14 protein-coding genes are annotated in these 15,665 nt (G+C 46.6%); 6 read left to right on the top strand and 8 right to left on the bottom strand.

Features of this window, described 5'->3' with window-relative positions:
* Window positions 1-35: 35 nt before the first annotated feature.
* Window positions 36-836 carry a metallophosphoesterase family protein gene (locus tag T408_RS0103395; RefSeq protein WP_028118699.1) on the bottom strand — a complete coding sequence of 267 codons (801 nt, stop codon included), beginning with the start codon at window positions 834-836 and terminating at the stop codon, window positions 36-38.
* Window positions 837-853: 17 nt separating this feature from the next.
* Window positions 854-2,008, bottom strand: coding sequence for a 23S rRNA (adenine(2503)-C(2))-methyltransferase RlmN (rlmN, locus tag T408_RS10745; protein ID WP_051444768.1), 1,155 nt, complete (start codon window positions 2,006-2,008; stop codon window positions 854-856).
* Between the two features lie 204 nt (window positions 2,009-2,212).
* Between rlmN and T408_RS10740 the strand changes: the two genes are divergently transcribed.
* The 5 genes from T408_RS10740 to T408_RS10730 all read left to right on the top strand — a co-directional run bounded on the left by T408_RS10740 (window position 2,213) and on the right by T408_RS10730 (window position 8,031).
* A complete protein-coding gene (locus tag T408_RS10740; RefSeq protein ID WP_035419983.1) occupies window positions 2,213-3,847 on the top strand; it encodes a peptide ABC transporter substrate-binding protein in 1,635 nt (544 codons plus the stop codon).
* Between the two features lie 196 nt (window positions 3,848-4,043).
* Window positions 4,044-4,979, top strand: coding sequence for an ABC transporter permease (locus T408_RS0103380; protein ID WP_028118698.1), 936 nt, complete (start codon window positions 4,044-4,046; stop codon window positions 4,977-4,979).
* 52 nt (window positions 4,980-5,031) lie between these two features.
* Window positions 5,032-6,051, top strand: a complete 1,020-nt coding sequence (opp3C, locus tag T408_RS0103375) for an oligopeptide ABC transporter permease (RefSeq protein WP_035419991.1) — start codon at window positions 5,032-5,034, stop codon at window positions 6,049-6,051.
* 8 nt (window positions 6,052-6,059) lie between these two features.
* Window positions 6,060-7,121: an ABC transporter ATP-binding protein gene (locus tag T408_RS10735; protein WP_035419981.1), complete on the top strand. Its 1,062-nt coding sequence runs from the start codon at window positions 6,060-6,062 to the stop codon at window positions 7,119-7,121.
* Entirely contained in the window at window positions 7,114-8,031 is a 918-nt protein-coding gene (locus tag T408_RS10730) for an ABC transporter ATP-binding protein (protein WP_035419978.1), read from the top strand. Before T408_RS10735 ends, T408_RS10730 begins: the two co-directional genes overlap by 8 nt.
* Window positions 8,032-8,355: 324 nt before the next feature.
* On the opposite strand, the gene T408_RS0103360 is transcribed toward T408_RS10730, so the two are convergent.
* The gene (locus T408_RS0103360) at window positions 8,356-9,036 is read right to left on the bottom strand and encodes a YoaK family protein (RefSeq protein WP_028118696.1); all 681 of its coding nucleotides are present in this window, start codon (window positions 9,034-9,036) and stop codon (window positions 8,356-8,358) included.
* A gap of 111 nt (window positions 9,037-9,147) precedes the next feature.
* On the opposite strand from T408_RS0103360, the gene T408_RS0103355 reads away from it, so the two are divergent.
* The gene (locus tag T408_RS0103355; RefSeq protein ID WP_028118695.1) at window positions 9,148-10,170 is read left to right on the top strand and encodes a nuclease-related domain-containing protein; all 1,023 of its coding nucleotides are present in this window, start codon (window positions 9,148-9,150) and stop codon (window positions 10,168-10,170) included.
* Between the two features lie 527 nt (window positions 10,171-10,697).
* Here T408_RS0103355 and T408_RS0103350 read toward each other — a convergent pair.
* The 5 genes from T408_RS0103350 to T408_RS0103330 all read right to left on the bottom strand — a co-directional run bounded on the left by T408_RS0103350 (window position 10,698) and on the right by T408_RS0103330 (window position 15,657).
* Window positions 10,698-11,186: a hypothetical protein gene (locus T408_RS0103350; protein WP_028118694.1), complete on the bottom strand. Its 489-nt coding sequence runs from the start codon at window positions 11,184-11,186 to the stop codon at window positions 10,698-10,700.
* The gene (locus tag T408_RS0103345) at window positions 11,176-11,979 is read right to left on the bottom strand and encodes a DUF3100 domain-containing protein (protein ID WP_211230825.1); all 804 of its coding nucleotides are present in this window, start codon (window positions 11,977-11,979) and stop codon (window positions 11,176-11,178) included. Before T408_RS0103345 ends, T408_RS0103350 begins: the two co-directional genes overlap by 11 nt.
* Before the next feature lie 14 nt (window positions 11,980-11,993).
* The gene (locus tag T408_RS0103340; protein WP_028118692.1) at window positions 11,994-13,247 is read right to left on the bottom strand and encodes a M20/M25/M40 family metallo-hydrolase; all 1,254 of its coding nucleotides are present in this window, start codon (window positions 13,245-13,247) and stop codon (window positions 11,994-11,996) included.
* A 231-nt stretch (window positions 13,248-13,478) separates the two neighbouring features.
* Window positions 13,479-14,645: a nucleotide sugar dehydrogenase gene (locus tag T408_RS0103335; protein WP_028118691.1), complete on the bottom strand. Its 1,167-nt coding sequence runs from the start codon at window positions 14,643-14,645 to the stop codon at window positions 13,479-13,481.
* Between the two features lie 91 nt (window positions 14,646-14,736).
* Window positions 14,737-15,657: an ATP-grasp fold amidoligase family protein gene (locus T408_RS0103330; protein ID WP_051444767.1), complete on the bottom strand. Its 921-nt coding sequence runs from the start codon at window positions 15,655-15,657 to the stop codon at window positions 14,737-14,739.
* Window positions 15,658-15,665 lie beyond the last annotated feature (8 nt).

The following is a 15,665-nucleotide window of genomic DNA, read 5'->3' as shown; positions in this document are numbered from 1 at the left end:
GGGAATGTTTTCTTCGTAATGATTAACTTTTCTGATTAATAAGGGTCGGACATCTTAATTGAAGAGTAGGTGGGTTGGGGCCAGAGTGTTTCAGTGAAGACGTCCACTTGCTGGCCACAAACGGTTACCAGGGAATAACCTAACTTGTTACAGAACCAGGATTCCCCGTCCCGCTCGCTAATACCGAAGGCCAAGGAAGCCGCCGTATGCTGGGGCACACCAGCAACTCGGCTGTGGCGGTTTTCGTGCAGGTGACCCGTGAAGATAGCTAGGACGTCACTGGCCTCCAGGGCCTCAAGCACTCGGTCGGATACGACCATCTCCGGGTCAAGCTCTCCCCAGGCTAGTCCAATCGGGTGGTGCTGGAAGATCAGGGTTCCCTGACCCCCAGCAGACTCTTCTTGTAGCCTTTCTATCAACCAGGCTTCTTGGTCGGGGTCTAGTTCCCCGTGATGGCGGTCTTCGCCACCGGTATCCAAGACCAAGAGCCGGTAACCGGCAAAGTCCGCTTGATAATAGTAAGGCGCAGCACTGGCTTCCGTTTCAAGGATAACTTGGCGGAAGGCAGCTTTTTTGTCGTGGTTGCCTAGACAGTAATAGACGGGCAGGTCACTTGGCAGCTGGCTGTCCATAATCTCCTTGAAGGCTTGATAGTCCTCCGGGCGCCCACCGCCAATCATATCCCCACTCATCAAGACAAAATCAATCGCATCATAATTATAATTGGCAAGAAAGTCCCGAAAGACTTCATGAGGGTTCACATCCAAGCCCAAAGGCTTATAATCAGCTTGATAGTCCCACTTAATGTGGGCATCTGATAAGTGTAAGAATTTCATGGCTGGCTCCTTATGATTTACTGGGCTAGGTCTTCTCTGGCAAGTCGCGCTTGACGTCTGGCTTGGCGCTCTTCTTGACGCGCTTTTCGTCTAGCTTCTCGCTCTTGGGGTGAGAGTTTGGCCCGTTTTTCCTTCATGTGTTGACTACGCAATTGGCCACAAGCTGCATCGATCTCAGTTCCATGTTCCCGACGGACCACACAGTTAATATCATTTTGCATCAAGATATCAAAGAATTCTTCAATAGCTTCCAGTTCACTCCGACGGAAGGGATTCTCAGCAACCGGGTTGTAAGGAATCAGGTTAACATAGGCCAACTTCTTCATCGGCTGAATCAAGTCGGCTAGCTCTTGAGCATGTTCCGGCTGATCGTTGACACCATCAATCATAATATATTCAAAGGTGACTCGGCGGTTGGTGACATCAATATACTCGTAGATGGCTTCAAATAATTCTGACATGGGGTACTTATTATTAATCCGCATAATATAAGAACGCACTTGATCATTGGGAGCATGTAAGGAGACGGCCAGGTTGGTAGGGATCGCTTCCTGGGCATACTTCTTGATCATCGGAGCCAGACCACTTGTAGAGACTGTAATCCGACGAGCCCCAATATTCAAGCCCTTCTGGTCATTAGCTATCCGAATAAAGTCCATAACATTATCGTAGTTATCAAAAGGCTCACCGATTCCCATTACTACAATATGAGACACCCGCTCGTCCAAGCCTTCCTGGTCCAGGTGACGCTGGATAAACATAAGCTGGGCCATAATCTCGCCAGCTTCTAGGTCTCGTTGCTTGGGAATCAAACCAGAAGCACAGAACTTGCATCCAATATCGCAACCAATTTGCGTGGTCACACAGACAGATAGACCATAGTTATGGTACATCAAGACCGTCTCAATTAACATCTTATCCTCAAGCTCAAACAAGAATTTGGTAGTCTTATCCTCAGCTTGCTGAACCACTATGGTCTTCAAGGGATTAAAGGTAAAAGTCTCCTCCAACTGTCCCAATAAGTCTTGAGGCAGGTTGGTCATCGCCTGGAAGCTGTCCACCCGCTTGATATATAACCACTGCCAAATCTGCTCAGCTCGGTAACTCTTATGGCCTTGTTCAAGCACCCAATCCGTTAACTTAGCTCGTGTCATCCCGTATATTGCTTTCATCCTGATCCTTCTTTCTGCCTATCTATCAATTACTCTCATTGTAACTTACACCTGTCCGGTGGGCAAGCTAGAATCTCTTGCCGGTGGATCCGGCTAGACACAAACATTGTTCACATTCAAATACTCATCAAGTCGTCTGAGTTGCTTTTGCCCATCGCTATCGCTTATGATAAGTCTAATACCAAAGAAAAAGGTGATAAGTATATGTTAAAGAAATTTGCTAAAGGGACTCTTGCCCTAGCCGCCGCCTTGCAAGTAGCGGTGGCTCCAGTGGTAGGATCAGCCCAAGAAGTAGAGATTGATCCTAATGTGGAACAGACCTTCCGCATGATGACGATTGGTGAGTTAGCTACCCTTGACTCTGCCTTATACAATGACACTCCAAGTTCAGATATGATTGGTCAGATCTTTGAAGGACTCTACCGCGTCTCAAGTGGAACCGAAGTGGAACTTGGCCAAGCGGAATCTGCCGATGTCAGTGAAGATGGCTTGCGCTATACCTTCAAGTTGCGCGACAACATCAAGTGGTCTAATGGCGACCCAGTTACAGCGGAGGATTTTGTCTATAGCTATCAACGCCTAGTGGACCCAACAGGGCAGAACTCTTCTTCTTCTGTTGAAGTCTTCAAGAATGCTAAGGCAATTCGTAACGGCGAGATGGAATTAGACCAACTCGGTGTCAAGGCCATCGATGACAAGACCTTAGAGATCGAATTAGAATACCCGGCCCCTTACCTGCCTAAGTTACTAACTGGCTCCCGCTTCATGCCTGTTCATAAGGCCACTGCGGAAGAACAAGGGGACACATACGGAACCTCGGCTGACACGATTGTAACCAATGGTCCCTTCAAGTTAAATGGTTGGACCGGGACTGAATTAGAATGGACGCTTGAGAAGAATGCAGACTACTGGGATGCTGACCATGTCTACTTAGACAATGCTCGCGTCTCTGTAGTTAAGGAAACGGGAACAGGCGCAGACCTCTATGACGCTGGTGAGTTAGACTATACGATTCTAACAGACCAATTCGTCACCCAGTATCAAGGAGCTGAAGACTTCCATTCCCTACCAAAAGCCATGATCGGTTATATCATGTTCAATGATACCCGTGAGACGACTAGCAATGCTGCTCTTCGCCGGGCCATTGGCCAAGCGTTTGACAAGGAGCTCTACGCTGCTTCTGTTATTCAGGATGGCTCCACTCCATTAGACGGCTTTGTCCCACAAGGCTTCGATGTCAATGAAGAAGGAGACTTCCGTGAACAAGCTGGACCTGTTCTTGCTTACAACGTTGAACAAGCCCAAAAAGATTGGGAACAAGCCAAGAAAGAGCTAGGACAAGATGAGATTAGCCTTGAATTACTTGTATCAGACGTTGACCTATCTGGTCGTACTGCTGAATACCTTCAAGCTCAATTGCAAGAGAACTTACCGGGCTTAACGATTACTATCCGCTCCGTTCCATTACAGAACCGTTTGGAATTCCAACGTAACTTAGACTTTGACTTCTATTATGGTACTTGGTCACCTGATTACCAAGATGCCATGAACTTTGTGGAACAATTCGAAACCGATGGCGGCATTAACTTTGGTGACTACTCAAATGAAGAAGTCGACCAACTCATCCAAAAGGCCCGCACGGAATTGGCTAACGACCCACAAGCGCGTCGTCAAGCTCTTATTGATGCTGAAGCGAAGGCTGTCGGAGAAGATGGCTATGCGACTTCACTCTACCAAGGAGCGACTAGTTACTTGTTAAATCCAAATGTAGAAGGATTTGAAGTGTTGCCATTCGGTCGGACCATGAACTTACGTAACACTTACCGCACGGCTGAATAAGCTGTTTTAGCCTTAAACCGCCAGTTATCTGGCGGTTTTTGCATTAGTTGAGACGGGTGTGGGGCTTGCTTCTGGCTCCTGCTCGGGGGGCGTGGGCCTAGGTTCCCCAGCTATCCGGCCCTATTGAGCCTCAAGTTTGGAGGCTCTTTGAAATTTGCGTATAATGGTAATGATACTAGAAAAATGAGGTGATCCCATGCAATCTTATGCAAAATATTTAGCTAAACGAATCTTATACATGGTTTTGACGCTATTTATTATCATTTCCGTTACCTTTCTCTTGTTGCAATTGCTTCCAGGAACGCCATTTGCCAACCAGGACTTGCTAACGGATCGACAATTAGAACTCTTAAATGAGAAGTACGGCCTCAACCAGCCCATCTTCCAGCAATATATCAACTACTTAGCCAATGTTCTCAGGGGGGACTTGGGCGTCTCCTTCCAATTCAATAACCTACCGGTGACCCAGATTATCGCAGACCGGGCTGGGCCTTCGATCCAGCTAGGACTACAGGCGATGGCTTTAGGAACGGTGGTGGGAACCTTGCTAGGTATCTTATCTGCTGTCTACCGCAACACTTGGATTGATACCTTTACCTCTATCTTTGCCATTAGTGGCCGGTCGGTACCTAACTTTGTCTTTGCTGTGATCTTGCAGTTTGTCTTCGCGGTCTGGTTGGAAGTCTTGCCGATCGCCTTCTGGCGGGAGGGATTCTTATCAACCATTCTTCCGACCTTGGCCTTATCGATTCAACCGATGGCCGAATCGGCGCGCTTTATCCGAACGGAGATGATCGAAGTGTTGAACAGTCATTACATCGAATTAGCCAAGGCAAAGGGCTTCAGTAAGATCTATATTATCTTCAAGCATGCCTTGAGAAATGCCCTAATCCCCTTGTTGACCATCTTGGGACCTCTCACAGCTAGCTTGATGACCGGCTCTCTTGTAGTCGAGCAGATCTTCTCGATCCCAGGGATCGGTGAGCAATTCACCAAGTCGATTCTGGTCAACGATTATCCGACCATTATGGGTATTACTATTATGTATTCAACCTTCTTGGTGGTTATTATCTTGATTGTTGATATTCTCTACGGCATTGTTGACCCAAGACTTAGAATGAAGGAGGAATAAGATGAAACAGACCTATTATGAATCTGAATACAACCGCGACCTCCTCCAGTCCATGGGTCCTATCGATCCTCAGGCATTTCAACTAGAAAAACAAGACCATCATGAAGAACAAGAAGCGATTCACGGCGAATCCTTGAACTTCCTACAAGACTCTTGGCGGCGACTCCGTCAGAATAAGGGAGCCATGATCTCCCTCTTTGTGGTCATCCTGATTGTCTTAGCGGCTCTCTTTGCTCCGCAATTGGCCCCGGCTGACCCTTACGCGCAAAATCCCGCCCACGCCAACTTGCCACCCAAGATCCCGGGTCTGGAGAGTATCCCGCTCTTTAATGGTCTAGCGGAGAACCGTGGCGGACGAGTCTACGACGCTTATCAACAAGCCAATGTTCCCAGTGATACCTATTATTATCTAGGAACAGATAGTCTAGGCCGTGATCTCTTGTCACGGATACTCTATGGGACACGGATCTCACTCTTGGTGGCCTTTATAGCAGTATTGATCAACCTGGTCTTTGGTATCTTATATGGATCGATTTCTGGCTGGATGGGAGGTAAGGTTGATACCTTTATGCAGCGGGTACTTGAGATTATGTCTGGGGTACCTAATCTGGTAATCGTGGTCTTGATGCTCTTGGTTCTTAAGCCAGGTATCACCTCGATCATCATTACCATCGCCCTCACTTCCTGGATTACTATGTCCCGGGTGGTCAGGGCCCAGACGCTCAGACTCAAGAATCAAGAATATGTACTGGCTGCCCGTGTCTTGGGCCAGCATCCGGTTAAGATTATGACTCAGCACATTCTCCCCAATATGGTTGGGATCATCATCGTGCAAATGATGTTCGCCCTGCCTTCGGCTATCTTCTTCGAGGCCTTCTTAAGCTTCATCGGGATTGGCATTCCTGCCCCTGCAGCTTCACTAGGAACCTTGATCAACGACGGCTACCAGACCTTCCGCTTCCTGCCACACTTGATGTGGTACCCGGCAGCGGTGATCTCTATTCTCATGTTGTCTTTTAACTTGTTGGCAGATGGCTTGCGCGATGCCTTTGATCCGCGTACAGAAGAGTAGGTGATTAGATGAGTGAAACATTACTAGAAGTAAGAAATTTACAGATTGATTTCCAAGCTTATACCGGCACCGTCCACGCCATTCGCGATATCTCCTTCGACCTACGAGCTGGGGAAACCTTGGCCATCGTCGGAGAATCCGGCAGTGGCAAGACGGTCACCGTGCGGTCAATCATGGGCTTACTAGCTCCCAACGCTCTTGTCAAAAGTGGCGAGATTTTCTTCAAGGGTGATAATCTCTTAGATAAATCAGCCAAGCAGATGCAAAAGATCCGTGGCTCGCAAATTGCCATGATCTTCCAAGATCCGATGACTTCCTTGAACCCTACCCTCACCATTGGTGACCAGATTATGGAAGTCTTGACCAAGCAACGTGGCATGAGTAAGGACCAGGCCTTGGAAGAGACCATTGAGCTCCTTAGCTTATGTGGCTTCAAGAACCCAGCTGACCGATTGGGCCAATATCCCCACCAGTTCTCTGGAGGGCAGAGACAGCGGATTGTTATTGCTATTGCCTTGGCGGGGGACCCGGAAATCCTGATCGCAGACGAACCGACAACCGCCCTCGATGTGACCATCCAAGCCCAAATCATTGAACTCTTAGAGAAGATCCAGGCCGAAAAGCAAATGGCCATTATCTTCATCACCCATGACTTAGGTGTGGTCGCTAAGGTAGCTGACCGGGTAGCCGTCATGTATGCCGGCCAAATTGTTGAAATCGGCGGTGTCCGGGATATTTATTACCACCCGCAACACCCTTACACTTGGGGGCTTTTGGCATCTATGCCTACGCCTGATACCAAGGATAAGCTGATTTCCATTCCGGGTAGTCCGCCCGATCTGACCCAACCGCCTGTTGGTGATGCCTTTGCTGTCCGCAATCCTTATGCCTTAGCCATCGACTTCCAGCAACAACCCCCTCTATTCCAAGTGGGACCCGACCATTATGCAGCCACCTGGCTCTTGCATCCCCAAGCGCCGGAAGTCACACCGCCTCAGCCAATCTTAGAGCGTTACCAGCAATTTAACCACCCACATCTCAAGGAAAAGGAGGCGAGAAACCATGACTAAACCATTGAATGGCCAGACCCCTGGAGAAGCCTTGGTGGAATTAGACCAAGTCCAAATTTACTACAACAAGGGGACGGCCAAGGAAGTGCAAGCGGTCGAGAATGTCTCCTTTGCCATCTATCCGGGAGAGACCTTTGGTCTTGTTGGTGAATCCGGTTCGGGTAAGTCTACCATCGGTCGCAGTATCGTCAAGCTACTAGAGCCAACCGGGGGCCGGATTTATTTTGAAGGGCAGGCCATCGACCAGATTCAAACTTTGAAGGACCGACGGCGTTTCAATAAGGATGTCCAGATGATCTTCCAGGACCCTTATGCTTCCTTGAATCCTCGCATGAAGGTGCGGGATATTATCGCTGAAGGAATTAAGGTCCATGGTATTGCCTCCGGCAAGCAGGCCATTGATCAAGAAGTGGACCGACTGCTAGAGACGGTCGGCTTGAATAAGGACCATGCCAACCGCTACCCTCACGAATTCTCAGGTGGCCAACGGCAACGGATAGGTATTGCCCGGGCGCTGGCGGTTAAGCCGAAGTTTATCGTGGCTGACGAACCCATCTCAGCCCTGGACGTCTCCATCCAAGCTCAAATTATTAACTTGCTGGATGACTTACAAGATGAATTCAACTTAACCTACCTCTTTATCGCCCATGACCTGTCCATGGTCCGCTACTTCAGCGACCGGATTGGCATCATGCACCAAGGACGCTTGGTTGAACTCGCTAGTTCAGATGAACTCTACGAGCACCCCAGCCATCCCTATACTCAAAGTCTCTTGTCCGCCATTCCACTGCCGGATCCAGACTACGAGCAGAATCACCAGCGCATTATCCTTGATGAGAGTCAGCTGGCTTCTGGACCGGGTGTCTGGCGTGAAGTCCGTCCCAACCACTGGTTGCGAAGTCCAGAATAATAAAAAACATCAATGTAAGATAAGTTAAAATAGAACTATAAAATGCTTCAAAAACCAAACATTCCCTCAGCTGTAGTGGACCGCCTTCAGAGCGCAAGCGCTCTTCCGGCTTAATTGACTATGCTCTCCCTAAACGCCATAGGCGCAAGGGAGAGCTATGCGTCAATTGTCCTCAAACTACTGCTGAGGGAATGTTTGGTTTCCTTCGCTATTATCAACTTTTATTTTTTATACGTAAAAAAGTTACAAATCTTTGCAATTTATTATTTGTATTGACGGGAGTGTTGTTAGCTTACTTTACAAACTCTTTTCATCAGATGAATGTTACTTGAGGCTGGCTTGAATTTGTTGGACACAGCTGGTTGGCATGAAGTAGAAGTAGGCAGCTAGGGCCACATAGATCGCACCCCCAACGGCCAGCGTATTCCAACCCAAGCTATTCTTGAAATAAGTCGCCGCCACCCCACCGGCCGTAAAGGCCAGGAGATTCTCCAGGTGGAAGATAAACTTCCAATTGGCTCCTTGCTGTCGGCGTAGGATTCGCCCGATGGACGTTCCCAGGTCCGTTAGGGTTCCTGTTAGAATTGTTGTCTTAACGGACATCCCCCGGAAATACGTTGGCATAGCATTCTGCATTCCCAAGGCAAAGCCAACAAAACTCAAAAAGACCGTCGGCGATTCATGCAGGCGGTTGAAGGCCAAGAGGATGGCCCCAAAGATGAAGAAAACCCAAGAAAGCTGCTGACGGGGCCGAAACTCCTTGTCCCGGTAGAGATAGCCCGATACGACAGCACCGATCAAGAAGGCCAGGGTCATACCCGTTATTTGGTAGAAGGTGGTAAAGTCCCCTTCGGCCAGCTGGATGGACGCATGGGAGATGGCCCCGGTGTGACCCGCCAGCATCTTGGAATAATTCAAGACCGTCATCACATTAATATAACCCGCTACAAAGCGCAAAATCAATAGCCAAGACGCCGGCCCTAAGCCTCTCATTTCTTCTCTCATGCCGTTCCTCCTTAAGTCTACTGCCTCCAGTATACTAAGCCGGCCTTTTTCTTGCAAAGAAAAATGGATATCTTCAAAAAATGTGTATTTATATAATGAGGAGGGATCACCGTGCTAAATCATGAAATGGACCGCCTGGACTTGGTCTTAAGACGGATGAGAAGTCGTTTAACCATCGAAGAAAAGCAGACAATCCAACGCCAACTAAGAGGCTTCTATGGCGAATTGTTACTCGGAGAATGGTTAGAAGAACAGCTAGGCAAACAGTGGCAAGTCTACTATAATCTGAACCTGAACTTGGATAGCTTGAGGCAGTATGATTTTATACTAGTTGCTAAGGGGTGCTGTGTGGTGGTGGAGTGTAAACACTATCCCGGACATTTAACTTACAAGGACCACCAATATTACTTAGGAAATCAACCATTAGGCGGTAATATCATGCAAGCCATGACAGACCGCATGCAAGCGATGCGACGATTGGTCGGCCACCAGATGCGAGTAGAAGGGGTGATGATTTTTACTCATGAAGAATCAAGTTTTGATTTGCCAAATTTACCAGACTTCACATTAATCCCCCGACCGCGAGTGCAAAACTACTTAAATTCCCTTAATAAACAGCATCTACAGGCAACGACCGATCAAGAATTTGTTTATTTTAACAATCTTATTACCAAGCATAGGACCACTAACCCCTATCATCACCCCGGGCAAACGATAGATGATTGGTGCAAACTAAGCACAGGTATAGATTGTGCCTCTTGTGCCAGCACTCATATAGAGGTACAACACCATAGCACGTCCTGCCTATTCTGTGGGCATCAAGAACAAAAACAGGACCTGATTCTTCGCAGCGTCAGGGAATTGACGGTGCTTTTCCCACAAGAAGATCAGATAATAACCACGAGCCGAGTCCATCAGTACCTAGGGCAACGTGTGCGTCGAGTAACTGTGCAAACGACACTCAGCAAGCATCTAATCCAACATGGAAGCAACCGTGACAGATACTATGAATATTCAAAGCCTGACCGTGAATTTAATTCTAAAGACATATCCTTAAGGTTAAGTCAGGCAAATATAACCAAAAGAAGTTACAGACCACCCAAGCGAAATTTCCGCTTTTTATACGGTTCGTAAAACTTAAGCGTATAATAACGAACACTTTTCATACACTTCAACCTGGCAAAGCGTATAATAACGATCAATTGTCATACACTTCAACCTGGCAAAGCGTATAATAACGATCAATTGCTATACACTTCAATTGGGTAATGCGTATAATAACGAACAATTGTTATACACTTCAACCTGGCAAAGCGTATGATAACGAACAATTGCTATACACTTTGCCTTCGGGAAGTGTATGATAACCCAACCCCAAGTCCCGCAAAAGTAAAAAAACACACAAAAAAGCAGACATTTGCCCGAATGTCTGCTTGTGTGTCAAGAGCGCTTGGCTCTTGGAAGGGGATGGGGCCAACCCTGCCCTAATCGACTATTAGAAATGTATCATTTACACATATTTCAAAAGGAATTACTAGTCTGATTGGTTGGCTTTCCTTGATCCCTAACTATATTATATCAGCTCTGATAATTTCAGGGGGCATTCTTGCCTGAACGGTCGTTTTTTATGCCTGAATGACATGAGCTGATATCGATTGGCATTAACCAGCGATCAGTAAGCCTAGGTTGGCGACCATGGTGGTGACCGTGTAGGCGCCGGCAAAGACGAAGATGGCTACGATCAGAATCTTCCAAGAAGTCTTGGAGAGTTCCACCAATTGATTGGCTACTGAGATTCCCGCAAAGGCCAGGATGGTGGTGGTGATGGCCAGGAAGTCAACCGATTGGATGGCTTCTACGACAAAAGGGCTCAAGAGGCAGAAGATAATGGATACAATTGACACCCAGCCTAAGATTGGGAAGTCTTGGACATATTTGTTGTCAATCTTCTTAGACAGATCGGACACCCAGACTCCCAGCAAGCTAAAGGCTAACAAGCAAACCAAGCCCACCAAGGTCATGCCGGTAATTGGCGTTGACTCAGGATTTTTCAAGAGCTTCACGAATTGGGTGAAGAGAATACAAGCCAGACTCAAGCTGACGACAGCGCCCATCTTCACATAACGGTTGTGCATGAATTTATCGGTCATAATTATCACCTCGGGTTAGTAGATTATAGAAGAAACGTTGCAATGGCACCGCTAGGAAGACCATGGTATAAGTTCCCAAGAAACTCGTCAACAACTGACTGGCAGAAGCGTAGGCCATAATGGTCTCAGCTTGTTCAGGAACAATCGCTGCCACAGAAGAAGCGGCCGCCGTCATCATGGAAGAAGACCCCATACCGGCTGCCATTCCCAAGGCCCGCACATCAAAGCCGAAGTTCAACAACATCGGCGCAAATAAACTAAAGAAAATCGAACCAAACAAGGTCCCAATCAAGTACATCGATAGGACCCCACGCCCTTCTGGGGACTCCAAGGTATACTTCTCAGTAATATAAGCCAGCTCACCTTCCCGGCTAATACCAAGCGTTGCTCCAATCGCTTCTCGCTTCAAGCCCAAGGCCAAGGCCACCGGCAGACCGAAAAGAATCGTACCCAAGTTCCCAATCTCTTGCAGCAAAAAGACCCAACCAACAGACAAGATTTCACGAATTTGTGGGGCCACATTGGCACCATAATAAGCCATCAAAGGCAACATGATCAACATCAAGTTGCGCGCAGCGAACTCCACATTAGCGTCACTATAGATCTTCTGGAAGATCCCCTTACGCCACAATGGCACGGCTCCTAGAATGGCCAAGGCGACCGCAAAGACCAAAGGCAGGATCGCAATCTTGAAGCTACCAATCTCAATCGCTTGGAAGCCAATCATTTCCGCTAGGAAAATAACCAACAAGACAAAGCCAATTAAATAAATAAAATGCTTATTCTTCATCATTTCTCCTCTAATTCTTAATTTAATGTTGCCAAGTAAGCAGCATAGTCTTCATAAGACCGTTTATAAAGCTTATCTGGGTCCAAGTTCCCCTTCATCAAGTCCAAGACTTGAACCAAGAAGGCTGGGAACTCCACCAAGACAAAGAAATCATCCACCATGCGGAAATCAGCCCCATGAATGGTTCCGTCAAAGCCACCATAAGAAATCTGAATGGTCGGACGCATGAAGGACAAGTCCCCCACATCACCAGCCGCTGCTACCGCGCCGCGATCATTGATGATCTCCTTGACCGTAGACTGATTGTCAAAGGCTTCTTGGACAAAGGTCGACAGGTAGCGATCTTGCACAAAAGGCAAGTAACCCATCTGAGTGGTCACTTCTACCTGACCGCCCAGGGCTAAGGCCGCTCCTTGAGCTACATGGTCCATCCGGTCAGCCACTTCCTTCATATAGTCCACTGAGACTGTCCGCAAGTCCGTTCCAATCCGCACTTCCTCCGGAATCACATTGGTTGACATAGACCCACCCATCAGAATCGGGTTCATCCGCACATACAAGTCCTCGCGAATCTGCTGACGCATCAAGCCCAAGCCCGTATTGAACAAGGTCGACATGGAGTAGGCATTCACCCCGCTAAAAGGATCCCACCCCGCATGCGAAGCCTTACCCTTAAAGGTATAGTACTTATACAAGAAGCCCGCCAAGTCGCAATTAATCTCAACCGTCTTATTCGGCTCCTCACCAATTGAATGGGTACAGATCACCAAGTCGACATCATCGAAGACGCCTAGACGCATAGCCTCGGGCTTCCCGCCAAAATAATTAACCTTACCTTGGTCAATCAAGCCTTGACGGTAGTCCAAGTCGATGTACTCTTCCGCCGGCACGAAGACAAAAGCAAAGTTAAAATCATAATCCCGGTAATGGTCATCAGCCAGCAAGTAGCTAAACAGTGCCACCGCAATCCCCATCTGGGTGAAGTGACCACAAGCATGGGCCGCCCCAGTCTGGCTATCGGCTTGGAAGTGGGATGGTTGAATCAAGGCATCCAACTCCGCGACGAAAGCTAAGGTCTGGTCAGCACCTGAATTCAAGTCCACCCGCATCCCAGTGGTCGAGAAGTCTTGAATCTCAAGACCAGGATCGAGACTCAACAAGTAGTCCTTGATCCGGTCTCTGGTTCCAAACTCTTGATAACCTAATTCCGGATGGTCAAAAATCGCCATCGTCAATTCACGAACTCGGTCAAACTGTTCTTCAAAAAACATGATATCCCCCTCTTTAATTGTCCTCGCCTATTTTAGCACAGCTAAAGCCCGGATTAAATGCTCTCTTAACAATGTAAATGCTTACATCACGTACAAAAAGAAAAAGCCTTGTGAAAACCACATGGCTAGCGGGATTCAAAAGGCGAACGATTGGAAAAAATACCGCTATAAATTAGTAAAACACCCAGCAGTCGTACCATTACGTCTGCTGGGTACCTCTATTCTTGTTTCTTAATTCTCCCCAAAGATATCCCTCGTATAAACCTTATCCTTGACATCAGCTAGGTCTTCTTCCCAGCGGTTGGCTAGGATAACATCGGCTTGGTCTTTAAAGCATTTAAGATCCGCTTCAACAGGTACGCCGTCGAATTCTGCCGCCTTTAAGGTCGGCTCATAGATCACCAAGTCCACACCCTTGCCTCGTAAGCGTTCGATGATTCCTTGAATCGCGGATTGGCGGAAGTTGTCGGAATCGGCCTTCATAGTTAGGCGGTAGATTCCCACCCGCTTGGGTTCTTGCTTCAAGACCTCACTGGCGATGAAGTCCTTGCGCGTCCGGTTGGAGGAGACAATGGCTTCAATCAAGTTCTGCGGTACATCCTGGTAGTTGGCCAACATTTGCTTGGTATCCTTAGGCAGACAGTAACCGCCATATCCAAAGGATGGGTTGTTGTAATGGGACCCAATCCGAGGATCAAGACCAATCCCTTCTATAATCGCCCGCGAATCCAAGCCCTTAACGGTCGCATAAGTATCCAACTCATTAAAGAAGGCAATCCGCAAGGCCAGATAAGTATTAGAGAAGAGCTTAATCGCTTCAGCTTCCGTGGGCTCCGTGAAGAGAACATCAATATCCGACTTCTTAGCCCCTTCGACCATCAAGTCAGCGAATTGACGGGCAGCTTCACCCTTATCACCTACCACAATCCGACTTGGGTACAAGTTATCATAGAGAGCCTTACCTTCACGCAAGAATTCCGGCGAGAAGATAATCCGGTCAGTATCATACTTAGCCTTGATTCGTTCAGTAAAGCCAACCGGCAAGGTGGACTTCAAGATAATGGTCGTCTGGGATCCTGACTCTAATATATCCTCAATCACTGCCTCCACAGCTGACGTATCGAAGTGGTTGGTGACATCGTCATAGTTAGTAGGAGCTGCAATAATCGAGAAATCTGTGTCCTTATAGACCTCGTGGTTATCGGTTGTCGCCTGCAAGTTCAAGCCCCCACGAGCTAAGAACTCACTCACTTCCCGGTCTTCAATCGGGGCAATGCCACTATTCAATAAGTCAACCTTGTCCTGAAGAACATCAATGGCCGTGACTTGGTGGTGTTGGGCTAAGAGAATTGCATTGGCTAACCCAACATAGCCAATACCGGTAACAGTGATTTTCATGGGGACCTCCTTGATGGTGACTAGCATTGTAATAAAACTTATTATATTACATATTACATCGAACATTTTATATGGAAACTAATATATTATTTTAGATACTCCATAATTCTCCTAATTTATAATCATACTCATCCGGTACAATGGGCTCAAATCCACTGCCATTAGTAAAGGTCATTTCACCAAAATAGATTTTTCCTTCAACATTATAAAAATCAACCCTGACATGAGGAAAACCTTTTGATAATATTCTGGCAAGACGAATCATTTCATTAAAATTGTGTGGTTTTTTAATTTTAAATTCTGAATTCCCATAATTTTTTTGACTCCATGGCTGAAGATTCCAATCAAGATCGTAAATATTTCTTTTATGATTTCCATATCGATCAATATCGACCCAACAAAATTTAGGTTCTCCATCAAAACACAGGAACTTAAAATCCTTTAACTCACCTGTACCATCAGAAATATATTCCTCAATTAATATTTTAGGGGGTATCTTTCTGTAATGTAATTCTAAAGATTGCGCTAATCCATTGTCAGATTCTAGCCATCTTTTGAATAAATATTTAGTATTATTCATATTTATTTTTTCTTTATCAGTTACCAAAAAATTAGTCCCAGAAGCATTGTTTGTTTTCATAACAAATTGATTAGGAAGTTTTTTAAAGTCAATTTCATCAAAATCACTATAAACGCCGAGAGTCTGTATGACATGTTCACTCCCAATTTTCTCAGAGACCCATTTTTTCACCATATATTTGTCGCTTAATAAAGCTTTTAATTCCGAATCATCATAAATTTTGCTCATCTGGATCTTCTCAGTGTATCGCTGAGGTGATTCCCAATTAATATGCCTATTAAGTTTCTCCAAGTACATCTGATCTAGGTAAGCTTTTTTCTCTTCTATAGACAGACGGTTCATCTTATCAAAATCAGAATATCGTCCCTTTCCTCTTAGAAGAAAATATAAATATACTATCATTTGAATGTTATTTTTCAAAAATCGCTTCACAGTTCTCA

Source organism: Hutsoniella sourekii ATCC 700629 (assembly GCF_000518205.1).
Taxonomy (GTDB): Bacteria; Bacillota; Bacilli; order Lactobacillales; family Aerococcaceae; genus Hutsoniella; species Hutsoniella sourekii.
Note: the sequence above shows the minus strand (reverse complement) of the source record. Positions and strands in the feature narration are given on the sequence as shown.

Coding starts and splice junctions, on each gene's coding strand:
- T408_RS0103395 (WP_028118699.1), bottom strand. CDS start 836: ATGAAATTCTTACACTTATCAGATGCCCACATTAAGTGGGACTATCAA.
- rlmN (WP_051444768.1), bottom strand. CDS start 2,008: ATGAAAGCAATATACGGGATGACACGAGCTAAGTTAACGGATTGGGTG.
- T408_RS10740 (WP_035419983.1), top strand. CDS start 2,213: ATGTTAAAGAAATTTGCTAAAGGGACTCTTGCCCTAGCCGCCGCCTTG.
- T408_RS0103380 (WP_028118698.1), top strand. CDS start 4,044: ATGCAATCTTATGCAAAATATTTAGCTAAACGAATCTTATACATGGTT.
- opp3C (WP_035419991.1), top strand. CDS start 5,032: ATGGGTCCTATCGATCCTCAGGCATTTCAACTAGAAAAACAAGACCAT.
- T408_RS10735 (WP_035419981.1), top strand. CDS start 6,060: ATGAGTGAAACATTACTAGAAGTAAGAAATTTACAGATTGATTTCCAA.
- T408_RS10730 (WP_035419978.1), top strand. CDS start 7,114: ATGACTAAACCATTGAATGGCCAGACCCCTGGAGAAGCCTTGGTGGAA.
- T408_RS0103360 (WP_028118696.1), bottom strand. CDS start 9,036: ATGAGAGAAGAAATGAGAGGCTTAGGGCCGGCGTCTTGGCTATTGATT.
- T408_RS0103350 (WP_028118694.1), bottom strand. CDS start 11,186: ATGACCGATAAATTCATGCACAACCGTTATGTGAAGATGGGCGCTGTC.
- T408_RS0103345 (WP_211230825.1), bottom strand. CDS start 11,979: ATGATGAAGAATAAGCATTTTATTTATTTAATTGGCTTTGTCTTGTTG.
- T408_RS0103340 (WP_028118692.1), bottom strand. CDS start 13,247: ATGTTTTTTGAAGAACAGTTTGACCGAGTTCGTGAATTGACGATGGCG.
- T408_RS0103335 (WP_028118691.1), bottom strand. CDS start 14,645: ATGAAAATCACTGTTACCGGTATTGGCTATGTTGGGTTAGCCAATGCA.